The 16948-nt window shown below is 69.8% G+C and carries 17 protein-coding genes; 1 reads left to right on the forward strand and 16 read right to left on the reverse strand.

Annotation, left to right across the window (positions count from 1 at the left end):
- Positions 1-4: 4 nt before the first annotated feature.
- From rpsC to rpsL, 13 genes are all read right to left on the reverse strand, one after another.
- Positions 5-844 (reverse strand): 30S ribosomal protein S3, encoded by an 840-nt coding sequence (gene rpsC, locus ACZ6ZI_RS27960; RefSeq protein WP_363060139.1) that lies wholly within the window; start codon positions 842-844, stop codon positions 5-7.
- Positions 844-1191, reverse strand: a complete 348-nt coding sequence (gene rplV / locus ACZ6ZI_RS27965; RefSeq protein WP_007265904.1) for a 50S ribosomal protein L22 — start codon at positions 1189-1191, stop codon at positions 844-846. Before rplV ends, rpsC begins: the two co-directional genes overlap by 1 nt.
- A 43-nt stretch (positions 1192-1234) precedes the next feature.
- Entirely contained in the window at positions 1235-1516 is a 282-nt protein-coding gene (gene rpsS / locus ACZ6ZI_RS27970) for a 30S ribosomal protein S19 (protein WP_249767356.1), read from the reverse strand.
- Positions 1517-1528: 12 nt separating this feature from the next.
- Complete coding sequence (gene rplB / locus ACZ6ZI_RS27975) at positions 1529-2365, reverse strand: 50S ribosomal protein L2 (RefSeq protein ID WP_363060137.1); 837 nt, start codon at positions 2363-2365, stop codon at positions 1529-1531.
- Positions 2366-2404: 39 nt separating this feature from the next.
- Positions 2405-2728 (reverse strand): 50S ribosomal protein L23, encoded by a 324-nt coding sequence (gene rplW / locus ACZ6ZI_RS27980; protein ID WP_007265901.1) that lies wholly within the window; start codon positions 2726-2728, stop codon positions 2405-2407.
- On the reverse strand, positions 2728-3378 hold the full coding sequence (gene rplD, locus ACZ6ZI_RS27985; RefSeq protein ID WP_249767355.1) for a 50S ribosomal protein L4: 651 nt from the start codon (positions 3376-3378) through the stop codon (positions 2728-2730). Before rplD ends, rplW begins: the two co-directional genes overlap by 1 nt.
- 4 nt (positions 3379-3382) lie before the next feature.
- The gene (rplC, locus tag ACZ6ZI_RS27990) at positions 3383-4027 is read right to left on the reverse strand and encodes a 50S ribosomal protein L3 (protein WP_069921521.1); all 645 of its coding nucleotides are present in this window, start codon (positions 4025-4027) and stop codon (positions 3383-3385) included.
- 18 nt (positions 4028-4045) lie between these two features.
- Positions 4046-4354 (reverse strand): 30S ribosomal protein S10, encoded by a 309-nt coding sequence (gene rpsJ, locus ACZ6ZI_RS27995; protein ID WP_003948644.1) that lies wholly within the window; start codon positions 4352-4354, stop codon positions 4046-4048.
- A 454-nt stretch (positions 4355-4808) separates the two neighbouring features.
- A complete protein-coding gene (locus ACZ6ZI_RS28000; RefSeq protein ID WP_469525204.1) occupies positions 4809-5990 on the reverse strand; it encodes a hypothetical protein in 1182 nt (393 codons plus the stop codon).
- Positions 5991-6166: 176 nt separating this feature from the next.
- Entirely contained in the window at positions 6167-7360 is a 1194-nt protein-coding gene (tuf, locus tag ACZ6ZI_RS28005; RefSeq protein WP_363060133.1) for an elongation factor Tu, read from the reverse strand.
- A 150-nt stretch (positions 7361-7510) separates the two neighbouring features.
- Positions 7511-9643, reverse strand: a complete 2133-nt coding sequence (gene fusA, locus ACZ6ZI_RS28010) for an elongation factor G (RefSeq protein ID WP_469525206.1) — start codon at positions 9641-9643, stop codon at positions 7511-7513.
- Positions 9644-9682: 39 nt separating this feature from the next.
- Positions 9683-10153, reverse strand: coding sequence for a 30S ribosomal protein S7 (gene rpsG, locus ACZ6ZI_RS28015; RefSeq protein ID WP_007265894.1), 471 nt, complete (start codon positions 10151-10153; stop codon positions 9683-9685).
- A gap of 2 nt (positions 10154-10155) precedes the next feature.
- A complete protein-coding gene (rpsL, locus tag ACZ6ZI_RS28020; RefSeq protein WP_007265893.1) occupies positions 10156-10527 on the reverse strand; it encodes a 30S ribosomal protein S12 in 372 nt (123 codons plus the stop codon).
- A gap of 400 nt (positions 10528-10927) precedes the next feature.
- On the opposite strand from rpsL, the gene ACZ6ZI_RS28025 reads away from it, so the two are divergent.
- Positions 10928-13417, forward strand: a complete 2490-nt coding sequence (locus tag ACZ6ZI_RS28025) for a YfhO family protein (RefSeq protein WP_469525207.1) — start codon at positions 10928-10930, stop codon at positions 13415-13417.
- 9 nt (positions 13418-13426) lie between these two features.
- Here the strand turns inward: ACZ6ZI_RS28025 and ACZ6ZI_RS28030 are convergent, their stop codons facing one another.
- Genes ACZ6ZI_RS28030 through ACZ6ZI_RS28040 form a run of 3 tightly spaced genes read right to left on the reverse strand, consistent with a single transcriptional unit; the run spans position 13427 to position 16699 of the window.
- The gene (locus ACZ6ZI_RS28030) at positions 13427-14911 is read right to left on the reverse strand and encodes a hypothetical protein (protein ID WP_469525210.1); all 1485 of its coding nucleotides are present in this window, start codon (positions 14909-14911) and stop codon (positions 13427-13429) included.
- Positions 14912-14933: 22 nt separating this feature from the next.
- On the reverse strand, positions 14934-15665 hold the full coding sequence (locus tag ACZ6ZI_RS28035; RefSeq protein WP_469525212.1) for a hypothetical protein: 732 nt from the start codon (positions 15663-15665) through the stop codon (positions 14934-14936).
- Entirely contained in the window at positions 15662-16699 is a 1038-nt protein-coding gene (locus ACZ6ZI_RS28040; RefSeq protein ID WP_469525215.1) for a peptidoglycan DD-metalloendopeptidase family protein, read from the reverse strand. The genes ACZ6ZI_RS28035 and ACZ6ZI_RS28040 overlap by 4 nt, the downstream gene beginning before the upstream one ends.
- Between the last annotated feature and the right edge of the window lie 249 nt (positions 16700-16948).

Here is a 16948-nt window from a genome sequence, read left to right on the forward strand (position 1 = left end):
TCGGTCAGGCCTCCGTTCCGGTGCTCTCGGCCGGAGCGGCGGCGGGAGCCTCGGCCTTGGGGGCCTCGACACCAGCAGCCTGCTGCGGCTTGCGGCCACCACGGCCGCCGCGCTCGCCACCACGGCCACCACGGCCGGCGGGACGGTCGCCAGCGCCGGCACCACGGGCCGGGCGGTTACCCGCACGGGCCGCGGCGTTCTCGGCGCGAACCTCGGCGATGTTCTTGACGTCGCCCTTGTAGATCCAGACCTTCACACCGATACGGCCGAAGGTGGTCTTGGCCTCGAAGAAGCCGTAGTCCACGTTCGCGCGCAGCGTGTGCAGCGGCACACGACCCTCGCGGTAGAACTCGGAGCGGGACATCTCGGCGCCGCCGAGGCGACCGCCACACTGGATCTTGATGCCCTTGGCGCCGGCCTTCATGGTGCCCTGCATGCTCTTGCGCATGGCACGACGGAAGGAGACGCGGGAGGAGAGCTGCTCGGCAACGGCCTGGGCAACGAGCTGAGCGTCGAGCTCGGGGTTCTTGACCTCGAGGATGTTCAGCTGGACCTGCTTGCCCGTGAGCTTCTCGAGGTCACCGCGGATGCGGTCGGCCTCGGCGCCACGGCGGCCGATGACGATGCCGGGACGAGCGGTGTGGATGTCCACACGCACGCGGTCACGGGTGCGCTCGATCTCAACCTTCGAGATGCCGGCGCGCTCCATGCCGGACGTCATCATCCGACGGATGGCGACGTCTTCCTTGACGTAGTCCTTGTACAGCTTGTCGGCGTACCAACGGGACTTGAAGTCCGTGGTGATGCCGAGCCGGAACCCGTGCGGGTTTACCTTCTGGCCCATTACCGGGAACCTTCCTTGCTGCTGACGACCACGGTGATGTGGCTGGTCCGCTTGCGGATCCGGTAGGCACGGCCCTGGGCACGCGGACGGAACCGCTTCAGGGTCGGGCCCTCGTCCACGTACGCCTCGCTGATGACCAGCGTGGAGGCGTCCGGGTGGTTGTAGTTGTGTGCGGCGTTGGCAATGGCGCTGTCCAGCACCTTGCCGACCGGCACGCTCGCGGCCTGCGGGGCGAAACGCAGGACCGCCTGAGCCTCCGTGGCATCCATGCCACGGATAAGGTCCACCACGCGGCGGGCCTTCATGGGCGTGACGCGGATGTACCGCGCCTGGGCCCTGGCTTCCATGGTTGTCCCTTCGGTGTAAGTCATAGTCGTAACCACCCCGCCTTTAGCGGCGCTTCGACTTCCGGTCGTCCTTGACGTGGCCGCGGAAGGTGCGAGTCGGCGAGAACTCGCCGAGCTTGTGGCCGACCATCGACTCGGTGACGAACACCGGGACGTGCGTCTTGCCGTTGTGCACCGCGATGGTGTGACCCAGCATCGCCGGGATGATCATCGAGCGACGGGACCAGGTCTTGATGACGTTCTTGGTACCAGCTTCGTTCTGAGCGTCCACCTTCTTCACGAGGTGGTCGTCGACGAAGGGTCCCTTCTTGAGACTGCGCGGCATCTAAACCCGCTCCTAGCGCTTCTTGTTCGTCTTGCGGCGGCGGACGATGTACTTGCTCGAAGCCTTCTTCGGCGAGCGAGTACGACCCTCCTTCTGACCCCACGGGGAGACCGGGTGGCGACCACCGCTGGTCTTGCCCTCACCACCACCGTGCGGGTGGTCAACCGGGTTCATCGCGACACCGCGGACGGTCGGGCGAACGCCCTTCCAGCGCATGCGGCCGGCCTTGCCCCAGTTGATGTTCGACTGCTCGGCGTTGCCGACCTCGCCGACCGTGGCGCGGCAGCGCGCGTCGACGAGACGGATCTCACCGGACGGCATACGAAGGTGGGCCATGGTGCCCTCCTTCGCCAGCAGCTGCACGGAGGCACCCGCGGAGCGGGCGAACTTGGCGCCACCACCGGGACGGAGCTCGATCGCGTGGATCGTGGTACCGACCGGGATGTTGCGGAGCGCGAGGTTGTTACCGGGCTTGATGTCGGCCGTGGGGCCGTTCTCAATCCGGTCGCCCTGCTTCAGAGCCTTCGGCGCGATGATGTAGCGCTTCTCGCCGTCCGCGTAGTGCAGGAGCGCGATGCGCGCGGTGCGGTTGGGGTCGTACTCGATGTGCGCGACCTTGGCCGGCACGCCGTCCTTGTCGTGACGACGGAAGTCGATCACGCGGTAGGCGCGCTTGTGGCCACCGCCCTGGTGGCGAACGGTCACACGACCGGTGTTGTTACGGCCGCCCTTGCTGTGCAGGGGGCGGACCAGCGACTTCTCCGGCGTGGACCGCGTGATCTCGACAAAGTCGGCGACGCTGGAGCCACGACGGCCCGGGGTCGTCGGCTTGTACTTGCGGATACCCATTTCTCAGTCCTCGTCCGATTCCGGACGACTAGACCTCCGTTAGGAGGCCTGGCCGCCGAAGATGTCGATACGGTTGCCCTCGGCAAGGGTCACGATGGCGCGCTTGGTGTTGGCGCGCTTGCCGAAACCGGTCTTGGTGCGCTTGCGCTTACCCTGACGGTTGATCGTGTTGACCCCGGTGACCTTGACCGAGAAGACCGCCTCGACGGCCTGCTTGATCTGGGTCTTGTTGGCGCCGGGCGCGACGATGAACGTGTACTTGTTCTCGTCCAGCAGCGCGTAGCTCTTCTCCGAGACGACCGGCTTGATCAGCAGGTCGCGCGGGTCGGTGAAGGTCTTGCTGGTAACGGTCGCCTCAGACATCAGGCCTCGTTCCCTTCGGTCTCAACGGCCTTGGGGCCAGACACGAAGGACTCGAAAGCGGCCTGGGTGAAGACCACGTCGTCAGAGACGATCACGTCGTACGTGTTCAGCTGGCCCGGCTCCAGGATGTGAACCTGGGGCAGGTTGCGGGCGGACAGCCACGCGGCCTCTTCGGAGCGGTCGACGACCAGGAGCAGGTTCTTGCGCTCCGAGATCTTGCCGAACAGCGTCTTCGCGGCCTTCGTGGAGGCGGCACCCTCGACCACGCCGGTGACGACGTGGATGCGGGAGTGACGCGCACGGTCCGAGAGGGCACCGCGGAGGGCGGCGGCCTTCATCTTCTTCGGGGTCCGCTGCGAGTAGTCACGCGGCTGCGGGCCGTGGACGACGCCACCGCCGGCGAACTGCGGAGCGCGGGTCGAACCCTGACGGGCGCGGCCGGTGCCCTTCTGGCGGTACGGCTTGCGGCCACCACCACGGACTTCGCCACGGGTCTTGGTCTTGTGCGTGCCCTGACGGGCAGCTGCCAGCTGGGCGACGACGACCTGGTGGATCAGCGGAACGCTGGTCTTCGCGTCGAAGATCTCCGCGGGGAGCTCGACGGTACCGGCCTTGTCGCCTGCCGGCGAAAGGATGTCAATGGTGCTCATTACCTCAAGCCCCCTTGGCCGCGGTACGGACCAGGACGAGGCCGCCGTTCGGACCGGGGACCGCGCCCTTGATGAGCAGCAGACCCTTCTCCGCGTCAACCGCGTGGATGGTCAGGTTCTGGGTGGTGACGCGCTCGTTACCCATGCGACCGGCCATGCGCATGCCCTTGAAGACACGCCCAGGGGTGGCGCAGCCACCGATCGAACCGGGGGAGCGGTGCTTGCGCTGCACACCGTGACCGGCGCCGAGGCCCCGGAAGTTGTGCCGCTTCATGACACCGGCGAAGCCCTTGCCCTTGCTGTTGCCCGTGACGTCAACCTTGACGCCGGACTCGAACACCTCAGCAGTGATCTCCTGGCCGAGCGTGTACTCGCTGGCGTCGGAGGTGCGGAGCTCCACCAGGTGGCGGCGGGGGGTCACGTCGGCCTTGGCGAAGTGGCCCTTGAGGGGCTTGTTCACCTTGCGCGGGTCGATCTCGCCGAAGGCGATCTGGACCGACTCGTAGCCGTCGATGTCGTTGGTACGGACCTGGGTCACGACGTTCGGACCGGCCTTGACGACGGTGACGGGAACAACACGGTTGTTCTCGTCCCACACCTGCGTCATGCCGAGCTTCTCGCCCAGGATGCCCTTGATCTGCTTAGCCATCTCTCAGATCACCGGCCCTTAGAGCTTGATCTCGATGTCGACACCGGCCGGGAGGTCGAGTCGCATCAGGGAGTCAACGGTCTTCGGCGTCGGGTCGAGGATGTCGATCAGGCGCTTGTGGGTGCGCATCTCGAAGTGCTCGCGCGAGTCCTTGTACTTGTGCGGCGACTTGATGACGCAGTACACGTTCTTCTCAGTGGGCAGCGGCACCGGGCCCGCGACCGACGCACCAGTGCGGGTCACCGTCTCGACGATCTTCTTCGCCGAGGAGTCGATGACCTCGTGGTCGTAGGCCTTGAGCCGGATGCGGATCTTCTGTCCCGCCATGGCTACTCCGTAGTCCTGTCTCTGTGTGGAAACGCTCTGGCTCCCGGGAGGCTGCGGAACGGGGTTCCGCGGCTTCTCTCCGACCCACGCGGTCGGGCGTGTCGCACTCCCTCTACAGAAAATTCCCATACGGAAATTCCCTCGTCCAAGGGGATGCGGTCCTGACCGCGCTTCGGGGGAGAAACACCCACCGAGTGCCTGGTTGGCACCGTGCTGACACTTCCCAGAAGATTCCCGTACGTCCGCCCCCATTGCTGCCCCGAGGGGCAGATTAAGGACGACGAGTACTGTGGGACTCGCTTCCGGTCCTCCCGGCGGGAGGCGCACAGCATCGGCACTCAGCCGAGCAACTTGAGTAGTCTGCCATACGAGACACGTACCTGGCCAATCGGGCGGAAGAGAATACCCCGCCGCGCGGACACGTCAAACCGCGCCACGCGACGGGGATCCCTGGTCAGGACCTCGTGATGGTCCCGCAGCCCTCGCCTTCGACGTCGCGGCTGCGGTCGTACGGGTCCACGGCCGGCCCGGAGGGCTGCGTTCCGTCCGCGACGTCCTGCGGGAAGTCCGGGTGCAGGAAGCCTCCGGTGGCCTCGCACCGCACGTTCGACCACTCGGAGTCGTACGTGTGGAGCTGGAGCCGCCCCTTGGTGGCCTGCCAGCGCGAGGGGTCGAGCAGCGAGAAGGTGATCTGCCGGCGCACGATCGTGCGCTGCACGTCCCGGTCCTCGGCCGTCGTCGGCTTCGTCATCGGGTACACGAAGGTGTAGTCGGCGACCACCCGCAGCTCCCCGGGGTCCCCCGCCTCCGCGCGCATGCTGCCGCGCACCTTGACCACGTCCCCCACCGGCCGCACCTCTGCCGGGTCGAAGCGGGTGAACAGGGTGGCGGGGTCGTCCTCCTTCGTGGGCCGCGTCAGGGAGCGCTCCACCTGCTCGGGGACCTTCGGCTGCCGGGGGTCCAGGAGCGCCAACGCCGCCTGGGGCCGTTCACCCCGCAGGGTGGCGGGGTCGAGGTTGGCCGCGACCAGGAAGGTCTTCGCCTTCGCGAGCGCGCCCGCGACCTGCTCCTGCGACATCCCGGCCAGGGCGCTCGCCGCGGGCACCTCGATGCCGGCTTCCCCTTCGGCCCACTGGAGGGCCGGGGAGCCGCGGAAGGGCTCCTTCAGGGTCGGCCGGTCCGGGTCCACGGGCGGCGGGGGCGCGGTGGGGCGTACGGACTCCGCGGGCAGCGGGGCCGCGCTCGCGGAGCCCGCGCCGTCCCGCGTCTCCCCCGTCAGCCGGTCGATGACCAGCTCGGGGCGTACGACGATCACCGCGAGTGCCGCGATGCACGCGATGGCCGCCGCGGCCTTCAGGCCCCGCTTGGCGCGCCCGCGCCCCCGCGTCTCCTGCCACGCCGGCCCCGTACGCCATCCCGGCGGGTCGCTCGGCGCGGGCCGGCGGCGTCCGAAGAGGCCGCGCCCGGCCGACCGGGCCCGCTCCTCCTCCTCGCGCCGCAGCCGCTCGGTGACCATCCGCGCCCGCGCCGAGGGCTCCCTCGGCGCGTCCGCGCGCTCCCGCGCGACCTCGTCGCCGAACCGGGCCCACTCCTCGTCGGATATCCCCGACCCGTCACCGTGCTGCTGCTGCGCCATGCTCCCCACCCCGAACGTGCGTACGTCGATCCGTGCCGGAGCCTCTCACGGGCCCCTTATCCCATCCTTACCGGGGGGTATGACAAAGGGCCCCTCCCCGCCGCCGAGGCGGTGGGAAGGGGCCCTTCTGTCAAACATGGCGTCCGCTCACGCGGACTACCGGGTCAGAACACGAATTACTTCGTGATCTTGGTGACCTGGCCGGCGCCGACGGTGCGACCACCCTCACGGATGGCGAACTTCAGGCCCTCCTCCATGGCGACGGGCTGGATCAGCTCGACGGTCATGTCGGTGTTGTCGCCCGGCATGACCATCTCGGTGCCCTCGGGGAGGGTCACGACGCCGGTCACGTCCGTGGTACGGAAGTAGAACTGCGGGCGGTAGTTGTTGAAGAACGGGGTGTGACGGCCACCCTCGTCCTTCGACAGGATGTACGCGGCGGCCTCGAACTCGGTGTGCGGCGTGACCGAACCGGGCTTGATGATGACCTGGCCGCGCTCGACGTCCTCGCGCTTGATGCCACGGAGGAGCAGACCGACGTTCTCACCGGCCTGGCCCTCGTCGAGCAGCTTGCGGAACATCTCGATGCCGGTGACCGTGGTGGTGGTCTTCTCGGTCTTGATGCCGATGATGTCGACGGTCTCGTTGACCTTGAGGACACCACGCTCGATACGACCGGTGACGACGGTGCCACGACCGGTGATCGTGAAGACGTCCTCGACGGGCATGAGGAACGGCTTCTCGGTGTCACGCGGCGGGGTCGGGATCGACTCGTCGACGGCCTTCATGAGGCCGAGGAGCTTCTCGCCCCACTCCTTGTCGCCCTCGAGCGCCTTGAGCGCGGAGACCTGGACGACCGGAAGGTCGTCGCCCGGGAAGTCGTACTCGGAGAGCAGCTCACGGACCTCGAGCTCGACGAGCTCCAGGATCTCCTCGTCGTCCACCATGTCGGCCTTGTTCAGGGCGACGACGATGTACGGAACGCCGACCTGGCGGGCCAGGAGCACGTGCTCCTTGGTCTGCGGCATCGGGCCGTCGGTGGCGGCGACCACGAGGATGGCGCCGTCCATCTGCGCGGCACCGGTGATCATGTTCTTGATGTAGTCCGCGTGACCCGGGCAGTCGACGTGGGCGTAGTGACGCGCCTCGGTCTGGTACTCGACGTGCGCGATGGAGATGGTGATACCGCGCTGGCGCTCCTCAGGAGCCTTGTCGATCTGGTCGAAGGCCGAGGCCTCGTTCAGGTCCGGGTACGCGTCGTGCAGCACCTTGGTAATGGCGGCCGTGAGGGTCGTCTTACCGTGGTCAATGTGACCGATGGTGCCGATGTTGACGTGCGGCTTAGTCCGCTCGAACTTCGCCTTCGCCACGGGGGTCCTCCTGGAGAGTGGTTCTGTACGCCTTACAGATCGGCGCCAGGTGATCTTTGCTGGAAAGCCGGGTTCCCCGGGGCAACGGGAGGGTTGCTCCTGTTGCCCCAGAGGCTCCGGTGACAAGCCTAAAGCGTGTACTCGGAAGAGTTACTCGCCCTTGGCCTTCGCGATGATCTCCTCGGCGACGTTCCGGGGAACCTCGGCGTAGGAGTCGAACTGCATCGAGTAGCTGGCGCGACCCGAGGTCTTGCTGCGGAGGTCGCCGACGTAGCCGAACATCTCCGACAGCGGCACGAGGCCCCTGACGATCTTGGCTCCGTGACGGTCCTCCATGGCCTGGATCTGGCCACGGCGGGAGTTGATGTCGCCGATGACGTCACCCATGGACTCCTCCGGCGTGGTGACCTCGACGGCCATCATCGGCTCGAGGAGCACGGGAGAAGCCTTGCGCGCGGCCTCCTTGAAGGCCTGCGAACCGGCGATCTTGAAGGCGAGCTCGGAGGAGTCGACCTCGTGGTAGCCACCGTCGAGAAGCGTGACGCGAACGCCCGTCATCTCGTAGCCGGCCAGGATGCCGAACTGCATGGCTTCCTGCGCACCGGCGTCGACCGAAGGGATGTACTCCTTCGGCACGCGGCCACCGGTGACCTTGTTGACGAACTCGTACGCCGGACCATCGGCGTCCGTGATCGGCTCGATCGCGATCTGCACCTTGGCGAACTGACCGGTACCACCGGTCTGCTTCTTGTGGGTGTAGTCGTGACGCTCGACGGCCTTGCGGATCGTCTCGCGGTAGGCCACCTGCGGCTTGCCGACGTTGGCGACGACCTTGAACTCGCGCTTCATGCGGTCGACCAGCACCTCGAGGTGCAGCTCGCCCATGCCGCCGAGGATGGTCTGGCCGGTCTCCTCGTCCGAGTGGACGTGGAACGACGGGTCCTCTTCCGCGAGACGCTGGATGGCGACACCCAGCTTCTCCTGGTCACCCTTGGAAGCGGGCTCGATGGCGACCTGGATGACCGGAGCCGGGAAGTCCATGGACTCCAGGATCACGGGCGCCTTGTCGTCGCACAGCGTCTCACCGGTGGTGGTCTGCTTCAGGCCCATGACGGCGACGATGTCGCCGGCGCCCACCGAGTCGATCTCCTCACGCTTGTTCGCGTGCATGCGGTAGATCTTGCCGATGCGCTCCTTCTTGCCCTTGACGGAGTTCAGCACCGCGGTGCCGGCCTCCAGGCGGCCCGAGTAAACCCGGACGAAGGTGAGCTTGCCGAGGTGCGGGTCGCTCATGATCTTGAACGCGAGCGCGGCGAGGGGCTCCTCGTCGGACGGCTTGCGCTTCACGACGACCTCGGCGTCCTTGACGTCGTGGCCCTCGATGGCCTCGATGTCGAGGGGCGACGGGAGGTAGCGCACGACGGCGTCGAGCAGGGGCTGGACGCCCTTGTTCTTGAACGCCGTACCGCAGAACACCGCGGTGATCGTGGCTTCGCCCTTGCCCTTGCCGGAGCCGAGGATGATGCGACGCACGGCGGCGTGCAGCTGCTCCTCGGTGGGCTCTTCGCCCTCGAGGAAGAGCTCCATCATCTCTTCGTCGTTCTCGGCGACCTGCTCGACGAGCTTGCCGCGCCATTCCTCGGCCAGCTCGGTGTGCGTGGCCGGGATGTCGACGACGTCGTACATCTCGCCCTTGGTCGCCTCGGCGGACCACACGAGCGCCTTCATGCGGACGAGGTCGACGACACCCTGGAAGTCGGCCTCGGCACCGATCGGCAGCTGCATCACGATCGGGACGGCGCCGAGGCGGTCCTTGATCATGTCGACGCAGCGCATGAACTCGGCGCCGGTGCGGTCGAGCTTGTTGACGAAGCAGATGCGCGGGACGCCGTAGCGGTCCGCCTGACGCCAGACGGTCTCCGACTGCGGCTCTACGCCGGCCACACCGTCGAAGACGGTGACGGCGCCGTCGAGGACGCGGAGCGAACGCTCCACCTCGACGGTGAAGTCGACGTGACCCGGGGTGTCGATGATGTTGATCGTGTGGTCAACATCCTCGAGCGGCCAGTGGCAGGTGGTGGCGGCAGACGTGATGGTGATACCACGCTCCTGCTCCTGCTCCATCCAGTCCATCGTGGCGGCGCCGTCGTGGACCTCACCGATCTTGTACGACACACCGGTGTAGAACAGGATGCGCTCGGTGGTGGTCGTCTTGCCCGCGTCGATGTGGGCCATGATGCCGATGTTGCGCACCTTGGCCAGGTCAAGCGAAGTGGTAGCCATATCGGCTCAGTCTTCTCTCGGTCTCGATGTGGGTTGGGACTACCAGCGGTAGTGCGCGAAGGCCTTGTTGGACTCGGCCATCTTGTGCGTGTCCTCACGCTTCTTGACGGCAGCGCCAAGACCGTTCGAGGCGTCGAGCAGCTCGTTCATCAGGCGCTCGGTCATGGTCTTCTCACGACGGGCGCGGGAGTAACCCACGAGCCAGCGGAGGGCCAGGGTCGACTGACGACCCGGCTTGACCTCGACGGGAACCTGGTAGGTCGCGCCACCGACACGGCGGGACTTGACCTCGAGGGACGGCTTGACGTTCTCCAGCGCGCGCTTCAGCGTGATGACCGGGTCGTTGCCGGTCTTCTCGCGGAGGCCTTCCATGGCGCCGTAGACGATGCGCTCGGCGGTGGAGCGCTTGCCGTTCAGGAGGATCTTGTTGATGAGCGAGGTCACCAGAGGAGATGCGTAGACCGGGTCGATGATGACCGGGCGCTTCGGGGCGGGGCCCTTACGAGGCATTCTTACTTCTCCTTCTTGGCGCCGTAGCGGCTGCGGGCCTGCTTGCGGTTCTTGACAGCCTGGGTGTCAAGCGCACCGCGGATGATCTTGTAACGAACACCCGGCAGGTCCTTCACACGGCCACCACGCACGAGCACGATCGAGTGCTCCTGCAGGTTGTGTCCCTCACCCGGAATGTAAGCGGTGACCTCGATGCCGGAGGTCAGACGCACACGCGCGACCTTACGGAGCGCCGAGTTCGGCTTCTTCGGGGTGGTCGTGAACACACGCGTGCAGACGCCACGACGCTGGGGCGAGGCCTCGAGCGCGGGGGTCTTTGTCTTCTCGACCTTGTCCTGCCGGCCCTTACGGACCAGCTGCTGGATCGTAGGCACTACTTCTCCGGTTTCTGTGTGCCGTGTAGTGAAGCTAACCTGGAACTTTGCCGACCCACGCGGTCGGGTGTGTCGGATCCGGCGGACCTCCGCGCAAGCGCGGAAACGCGTGGATCGCGGTGGCCGATACGACTCGCGTGCGGTTGATGGACACGCACGGGAGCCCAGGCACACCCCAGGCACAAGGTCTGAGCGTACCCACCGCATCCACTGCGGTCAAAACATAAGCGGCACGGCACCCCGCCCCACGGGACCACAGCTCAAGCGGCACACGGGCGGCGGGGCATCGCACCGGGCCGGCCGCGCGACCGGCGCCCGTTCGTGGTAGAGCGGGCGAACTACACTTCCTGCGAATCGCAGCGGGTCAGTCCAAACACGTACGAGTGCCAGGAGCGGGACATTGGGGACGGTCACACCGGAGCCGAAGACGGCGGACACGCCGCCTCCCGACGACGGCGCGGCCGGCCCGGCGACCGGGCGCGGCGCGCTCTCCCGCCTCTACGGTCCCCTGCTGGCCTTCCTCGTCACATCGGGCGCCTTCTGCGCGGCCTGGGCGGCCCGCGGCGGGTTCCCCTTCGGCGACACCGGCCGGGCCATCAACGACCAGGCCAACCAGTACGTGCCCTTCCACCGCGCCCTGTGGGACCTGGTGCACGGGCAGGCCGCCGGCGACCTGCTGTTCAGCTGGCGCGGCGGCTTCGGACAACAGTTCCTCTCCGACTACTACACCTACCTCGGCAACCCCTTCTCCTGGCTCGCCGTCCTGGTGCCGCGCCAACACGTGGACCTGGCCGTCTTCGCGATCACCCCGATCACCATGGGCACGGCCGCCGCGCTGATGGCGGTGTACCTGGGCAAGCTGAAGCCCGGCCCGTGGTGGCAGCGGGGCGTGCTCGGGGCGACGTACGGGCTGTGCGGGTGGGCGCTCAGCGACGCCTCGTACATCCCGATGTGGCTGTGGGGCCTGGTGGCGCTGCCGCTGCTCGGCATCGCCGTCGAGTGGTGCCTGGAGGAGCGGCGGTGGCCGGGCGTCGCGCTGTTCGTCGCGCTCGCCTGGTTCGGGAACTTCTACACCGCCATGATGGCCACGATGGCCGCCTGCGTGCTCCTCGGCGTCCGGATGCTCACCCTCGACCTCACCGGCCGGCAGCGGGTGCGGGCGCTGTGGCGGGCCGCCTCCGCGGCGGCCGTCGGCATCCTGCTGACGCTGCCGCTGCTGCTGCCGTCCTTCCTGTCGAGCGGGGCGGCGCAGCCGACGAAGGCCGCCGCCTTCGACCCGGTGCGGATCGACGTGTTCCTGTCCGGGATGCTCCCGGCGACGCACCTGTGGGGCGGCCGGCCGCGCCTGTACGTCGCCTCCCTGGGTCTGATCCTGGCCGGCAGCTTCCTGTTCAACACGGCCGTCGCCCGCCGCACCCGACTGGTGTGGGCGGCCGCGGTCGTGCTGGTGGCCGTCTCCTTCCAGTTCCCTCCGACGCAGTACGTGTGGCACGGGCTCGCGGTCCCGAACGGCAATCCGTACCGCGAGGCGTTCGTCTTCAGCGGCATGGTCGTGATCGTGGCCTGGCTGGCGCTCGCCCACCGGCCCCGCCCCCCGCACCTGGCCCTGTCGGCCGCCCTGCTGGTGGTGGCCGCGTTCGCGCTCCGGCACACCGACGACTTCGGCGGCTGGACCTGGCCCGCGGTGCTCGGCGGGGGCGCGGTGTCGCTGCTCGCGCTGGTGCTGCTCGCGCTGGGCGGGAAGCGGCGCGTGCTGGTGCCGGTGGCGGCCGTGCTGATGGTGGGCGTGGTCTTCGCGGAGTCGACCGTGGCGGCGGCGAACGCGGACGCGCGGCGGGCCCGCGAGCGCTGGGCGAAGCCGGCGGTCACCTCCAGCCAGTCGATCACGCGCCACTTCGAGGCGGTCCGCGACGTGGACGGCTGGCCCGCGTACCGGACGGACTCGGGCGCGCCGCAGACCTCGTACAACGACGCGCTCGCGCTCGGGGCGGAGGGGCCGCAGTACTACAGCAGCTACCTGCCGGAGGTCACCTACCGGGCGCTGGAGCCGCTGGGGTACGGCTACAAGAACGACGGCCGGACCTTCTTCGGGGCGGACAACCCGGTGCTCGACGCGATCTTCTCGATCGGTGCGCGGGTCCGGCCGGGGACGGCGCCGAACACCTGGACCGGTGCGCGGTTCGCGGCTCCCCCGCTGGTCACCGTCCGGTCCGGGGCCCCGTTCGCGTCGCCGAACCCGGACGGCGTCTACGCCCGGCAGGAGAACGTGCTCGGCGCCCGGGTCTACGAGGTCCCGGCCGTCACGGCGGGCGGCACCCCGACCGAGCAGACGTACGCCGCCCGGTGCACGCCCGGCTCCGAGGCCTTCTGGTACTCCCCCGAGCTGTACGGGACGCTGCGCTCCGGTGAGCTGCGGCGTCCGCTGGAGGACCGGATGAGCGGGGTCCTGCCGCTGGGGCGGGTGCCCGCGTCGGGCCGCGTCGAGGTGGCCGTCGACACCCGGACCGAGGGCGCGACGGCCGGCGACCGTCCGATCGGCTGTCTGGACCGGGCCGCGCTCGACGCCCGGGTGCGGGAGCTGACGGCGACGGGCGCCGCGTCCGTGGACGTCGGCGGTCACACGATCGAGGCCACGCTGCCGGCGGGCGGCGCCCGTACCGCCGTCTTCGCGATGACGGCGGTCGAGGGCTGGCGGTGCTCGGCGCCGATCGAACCCTTCCACGGGCTGGTGGCCGTCGAGGTCCCGGCCGGCGCCGACCGGGTCTCGTGCTCCTTCACCCCGAAGGGCCTCGCCCCCGGCCTCGCGGCGGGGGGTCTGGCGCTGCTCGCGCTGCTGGCGGTCCCGACGGTGGCGCGCCTGCGCCGGCGGGGCGGGCCCGCCGGCTCCTGACGGTTCCGGTCAGCGGGCGGCCCGTTGCTCCATGCGGGCTATCCGGGCGCGGGCGGCGTCGAGGTGGGCGGTGTCCGCCCCGGCGGGCGCGGCGAGCACCCACAGGGCGACGAGGTCCCGGCCCATGGCGACGGCCTCGACCGGGTCGCTCACCTTGGCCCAGGCGGCGGCCGCGTTGTGGACGCTCTGGAGGGCCAGCGGGTCCTGGCGGCCGGAGCGGATCCGGGCGATCTCCAGGGAGCTGTGGAAGGAGCGGCGGGCGTCGCCGGCGACGTAGGCGACGTACGCGTTGAGTTCGCGCAGCCGCAGCACGCCGGGATCCTCCCAGCCGAGGCTCTCGGCGGCGGTGGCGGTGCTCTCCCGGGCGTGGCCGGCGGCCCACTCGATCCAGCCGCGGCGGATGGCGTCGTTGATCCGCGCGATGGGCCCCTCGATGAGGTCGGTCCCGGGCGCGTGCGCGGGCGCCGGGGGCGCCGGGGGCGCGGGCGGTACGGGCGGCGCGGTGGGCGGCATCGGCGGCGGGGGCGGTACCTGCACGGGGGCGGGGGCGGGCGCGAGAACGGGCTCGGGCTCCGGCGCGGGCTCCGGAGTCACCACGGGCGCCGGCTCCGAGGGCGGATCCGGTACGGGGGCGGGCGCGGCGGGGAGCGCGGGCGCCTCGACGGGCTCCGGCGCGGGCGCGGGCTCCGGGGCGGGCGCCACCACGGGCGCGGGCGCCACCGCGGGCGCGGGCTCCGGCGCGGGAACGGGGCTCGGCTCCGGGAGCGGGACGGGCGCGGGCTCCGGGGCGGGCGCGGGTTCGGGCGCGGGCTCGGGGAGCGCGACCGGCACGGGCAGTGGCACCGGCGTCGGCTCGGGCTCCGCCTCGGGGAGCGCGACCGGCACGGGCAGTGGCACCGGCGTCGGCTCGGGCTCCGCCTCGGGGAGCGCGACCGGCGCGGGCACGGGCGTCGGCTCGGGCTGGGCCTGCGGCACCGGGACGGGCGCGGGGACCGCGCGCGGCTCCTGCACCACGGCGACCGGCGGCGCGGCCACCTCGGGCACCACCGGCGCGGGCGCGGCCACCTCGGGCACCACCGGCGCGGGCGCGACCGCCTCCGGCACCACCGGCGCGGGCGCGACCGCCTCCGGCACCACCGGCGCGGGCGCGGCCACCTCGGGCGCGACCGGCGCCACCGGCACCGCGCCGGGCAGCGGCACCGGCTCCGCCGTGAACCGGCTGGAGCCGTCCGCCAGTACCTGGATCGGCACGATCGAGGCGATGCGCTCGTCCCGCACCGTGGCGGTGACCGGCGCCCCGCTCGACAGCGCCTGCCGGTGGAGGTAGTCGAGCACCGCGTCCTGCACCGGTTCCCCGACGCCCGCGACGACGGGCCGGCCCGCCACTTCCGCGTAGCCGTCCGCCGTGACCCGTACCTCCACGTGGACCGCCTCGACCGGTGCCGGCTGCGGTGCGGGCTCCGACTTCCGGCCTCGTCGACTGAATAGGGACATGCGTTCCTCGGCTCTGCTCGGCTCAGGGTGTGTTGGTGGTGGAGGGTGACGGTGAGGAGGACGCCGAAGACGACGTGGTCGGGACGGGACCGGGCGGGATCGCGGCCGGCGTCACCGTGGCTCCGGCGACCTTCCACGTGCCCGGGGCGGTCATGGTCAGCTCCACGACGGCGGTCAGCTGCGGCCCGGTGCCGTTCCAGCCGTCGCGGCCGTGGGCCTTGCCGTCGACGTAGAAGGTACGGAAGGAGGACGTCGGCGTGTCACCCGGGCCCTGGTCGTCCTCGTCGGCGGTGATCTCCACCGTGGTCCACGCCTTGTGCTCCGCCCAGACCGCCCAGGCCGCGCCGCTGCCGGCGCCGGGCCGGTAGGCGCGCTCGGCCTCGGCCTGCTGCGGCGTGAGGTGGTCGACGGCGCGCAGGTTGGCGTCCTGCGGCCCGGTGTCGTACGCCGTGTCGTGGCTGTAGACCGTCTCCAGCCAGGCGCGGGCCACGGAGTTCGGGTCGGCGGGGTCGGGCGCGGGCACGGGTCGCACCTTCGCCTGGCCGTCGAGCGGCTTCCCGGCCGGCAGCGGGGCCTTGACCGGGAAGGTCTCCGAGACGGAGGGCAGCGGCGAGGGTCCCGCGCCCTTGTCGTCCCGCAGGTCCTTCAGGCCGCACCCCGTCAGGAGCGCGGCGCCCGCGACGGTCGCGAGTGCCAGGCCGAGCGCGTTGCGCATGACGCCCTTCCCCTTCTTCCGGTTCCTCGTCCCGCTCATCTGCCGATCCAGGGTGCGGGGTTCACGTAGCTGCCGTTCTGTTGGACCTCGAAGTGGAGGTGGGCGCCGGTGGAGTAGCCCGTCGAGCCGACGAGCCCGACCACGGTGCCGACCCCGACCTGTTGTCCCACGCCGACGTTCAGGGCGGACATGTGGTTGTAGGTGGTGGAGACCTGCGCGCCGCCGATGGTGCCGTGCGAGATGATGACGCGGTTTCCGTAGGCGGCGTTCCAGCCCGAGAAGGTGACCGTGCCCTCCTTGGCCGCCAGGACGGGGTTGCCGGACGCGACGCCGAAGTCCATGCCGGTGTGCAGCTTGTGGACGCCCGTCACCGGGTGCACGCGCATGCCGTAGGGCGAGGTGACCGGGAAGCTGCCGCGCAGCGGGAAGGCCATCTGCTGGCCGGCGGGGATGGTGCCGCCGCCGGGGTCGGAGGCGATGGCCGTGTACTTCGCCATGGCGTTCTTGATGGCGACGACGTAGCCCCGGGTCTCGCGGTACGGGGGGATGCCGCCGTACTTCTCCACGGCTCCCGGTCCCGCGTTGTAGGCGGCGAGGGTGAGGTCGAGGGTGGGGCCGGCGGCTATGCCGCGGGCCTTGTAGCGCTCGACGTCCCGGGCGAGGGCGCAGTCGTAGCGGCCCTGGGCCATGATGGCGTCGCCGGGGTCGAACGGGTTTATTCGGCCGTTGCCGTCGTCGTCGCGACCCCAACCGGCCCAGGTTCCGGGCATGAACTGGGACAGGCCCTGCGCGCCGACGGGCGAGGTACGGCCGTTGATCCAGCCGGACTCGGCCTCGATCTGCGCGGCGATGACCGGCGGGGTGATCTGCGGGCACATCGAGCCCGCCTTCAACACCCACGGCAGGTACTGCGCGGGCACGTTCTTCGGATTGAGCGCGCCGCCCGCGACGACGTCCATGTTCGGGTCCGCCCCGCCGCCGCTGACGCCGACGAACATGACGAACGGCATCATGACGGCCGCCACTCCGGCGCCGACCACCCACATGGCCGCGCCGCCCCCCGCTTCCGACATCACTCCCCCGTAGTCAGTCGTGTTCCAATGCCGTTGCCGGTGTGAGTCTCCTGGGGAACTCCCGGCAGCACGGTCACGAGACTGTCACAAACAATCCCCAGAGATTCGCACTAAGTTGTCGATGCTGGACGCTACGCGAGACCGCGGACATGCGTCGACACGGGGGGAGATGAAGCCTTGAACGATAAAACACCTGGTGGTCCGGAGATCTGGATCCGGGGCCCGATCGGCGGCGGCTCCGCTCCGGTC

This window comes from Streptomyces sp. NPDC103540 (assembly GCF_055584445.1).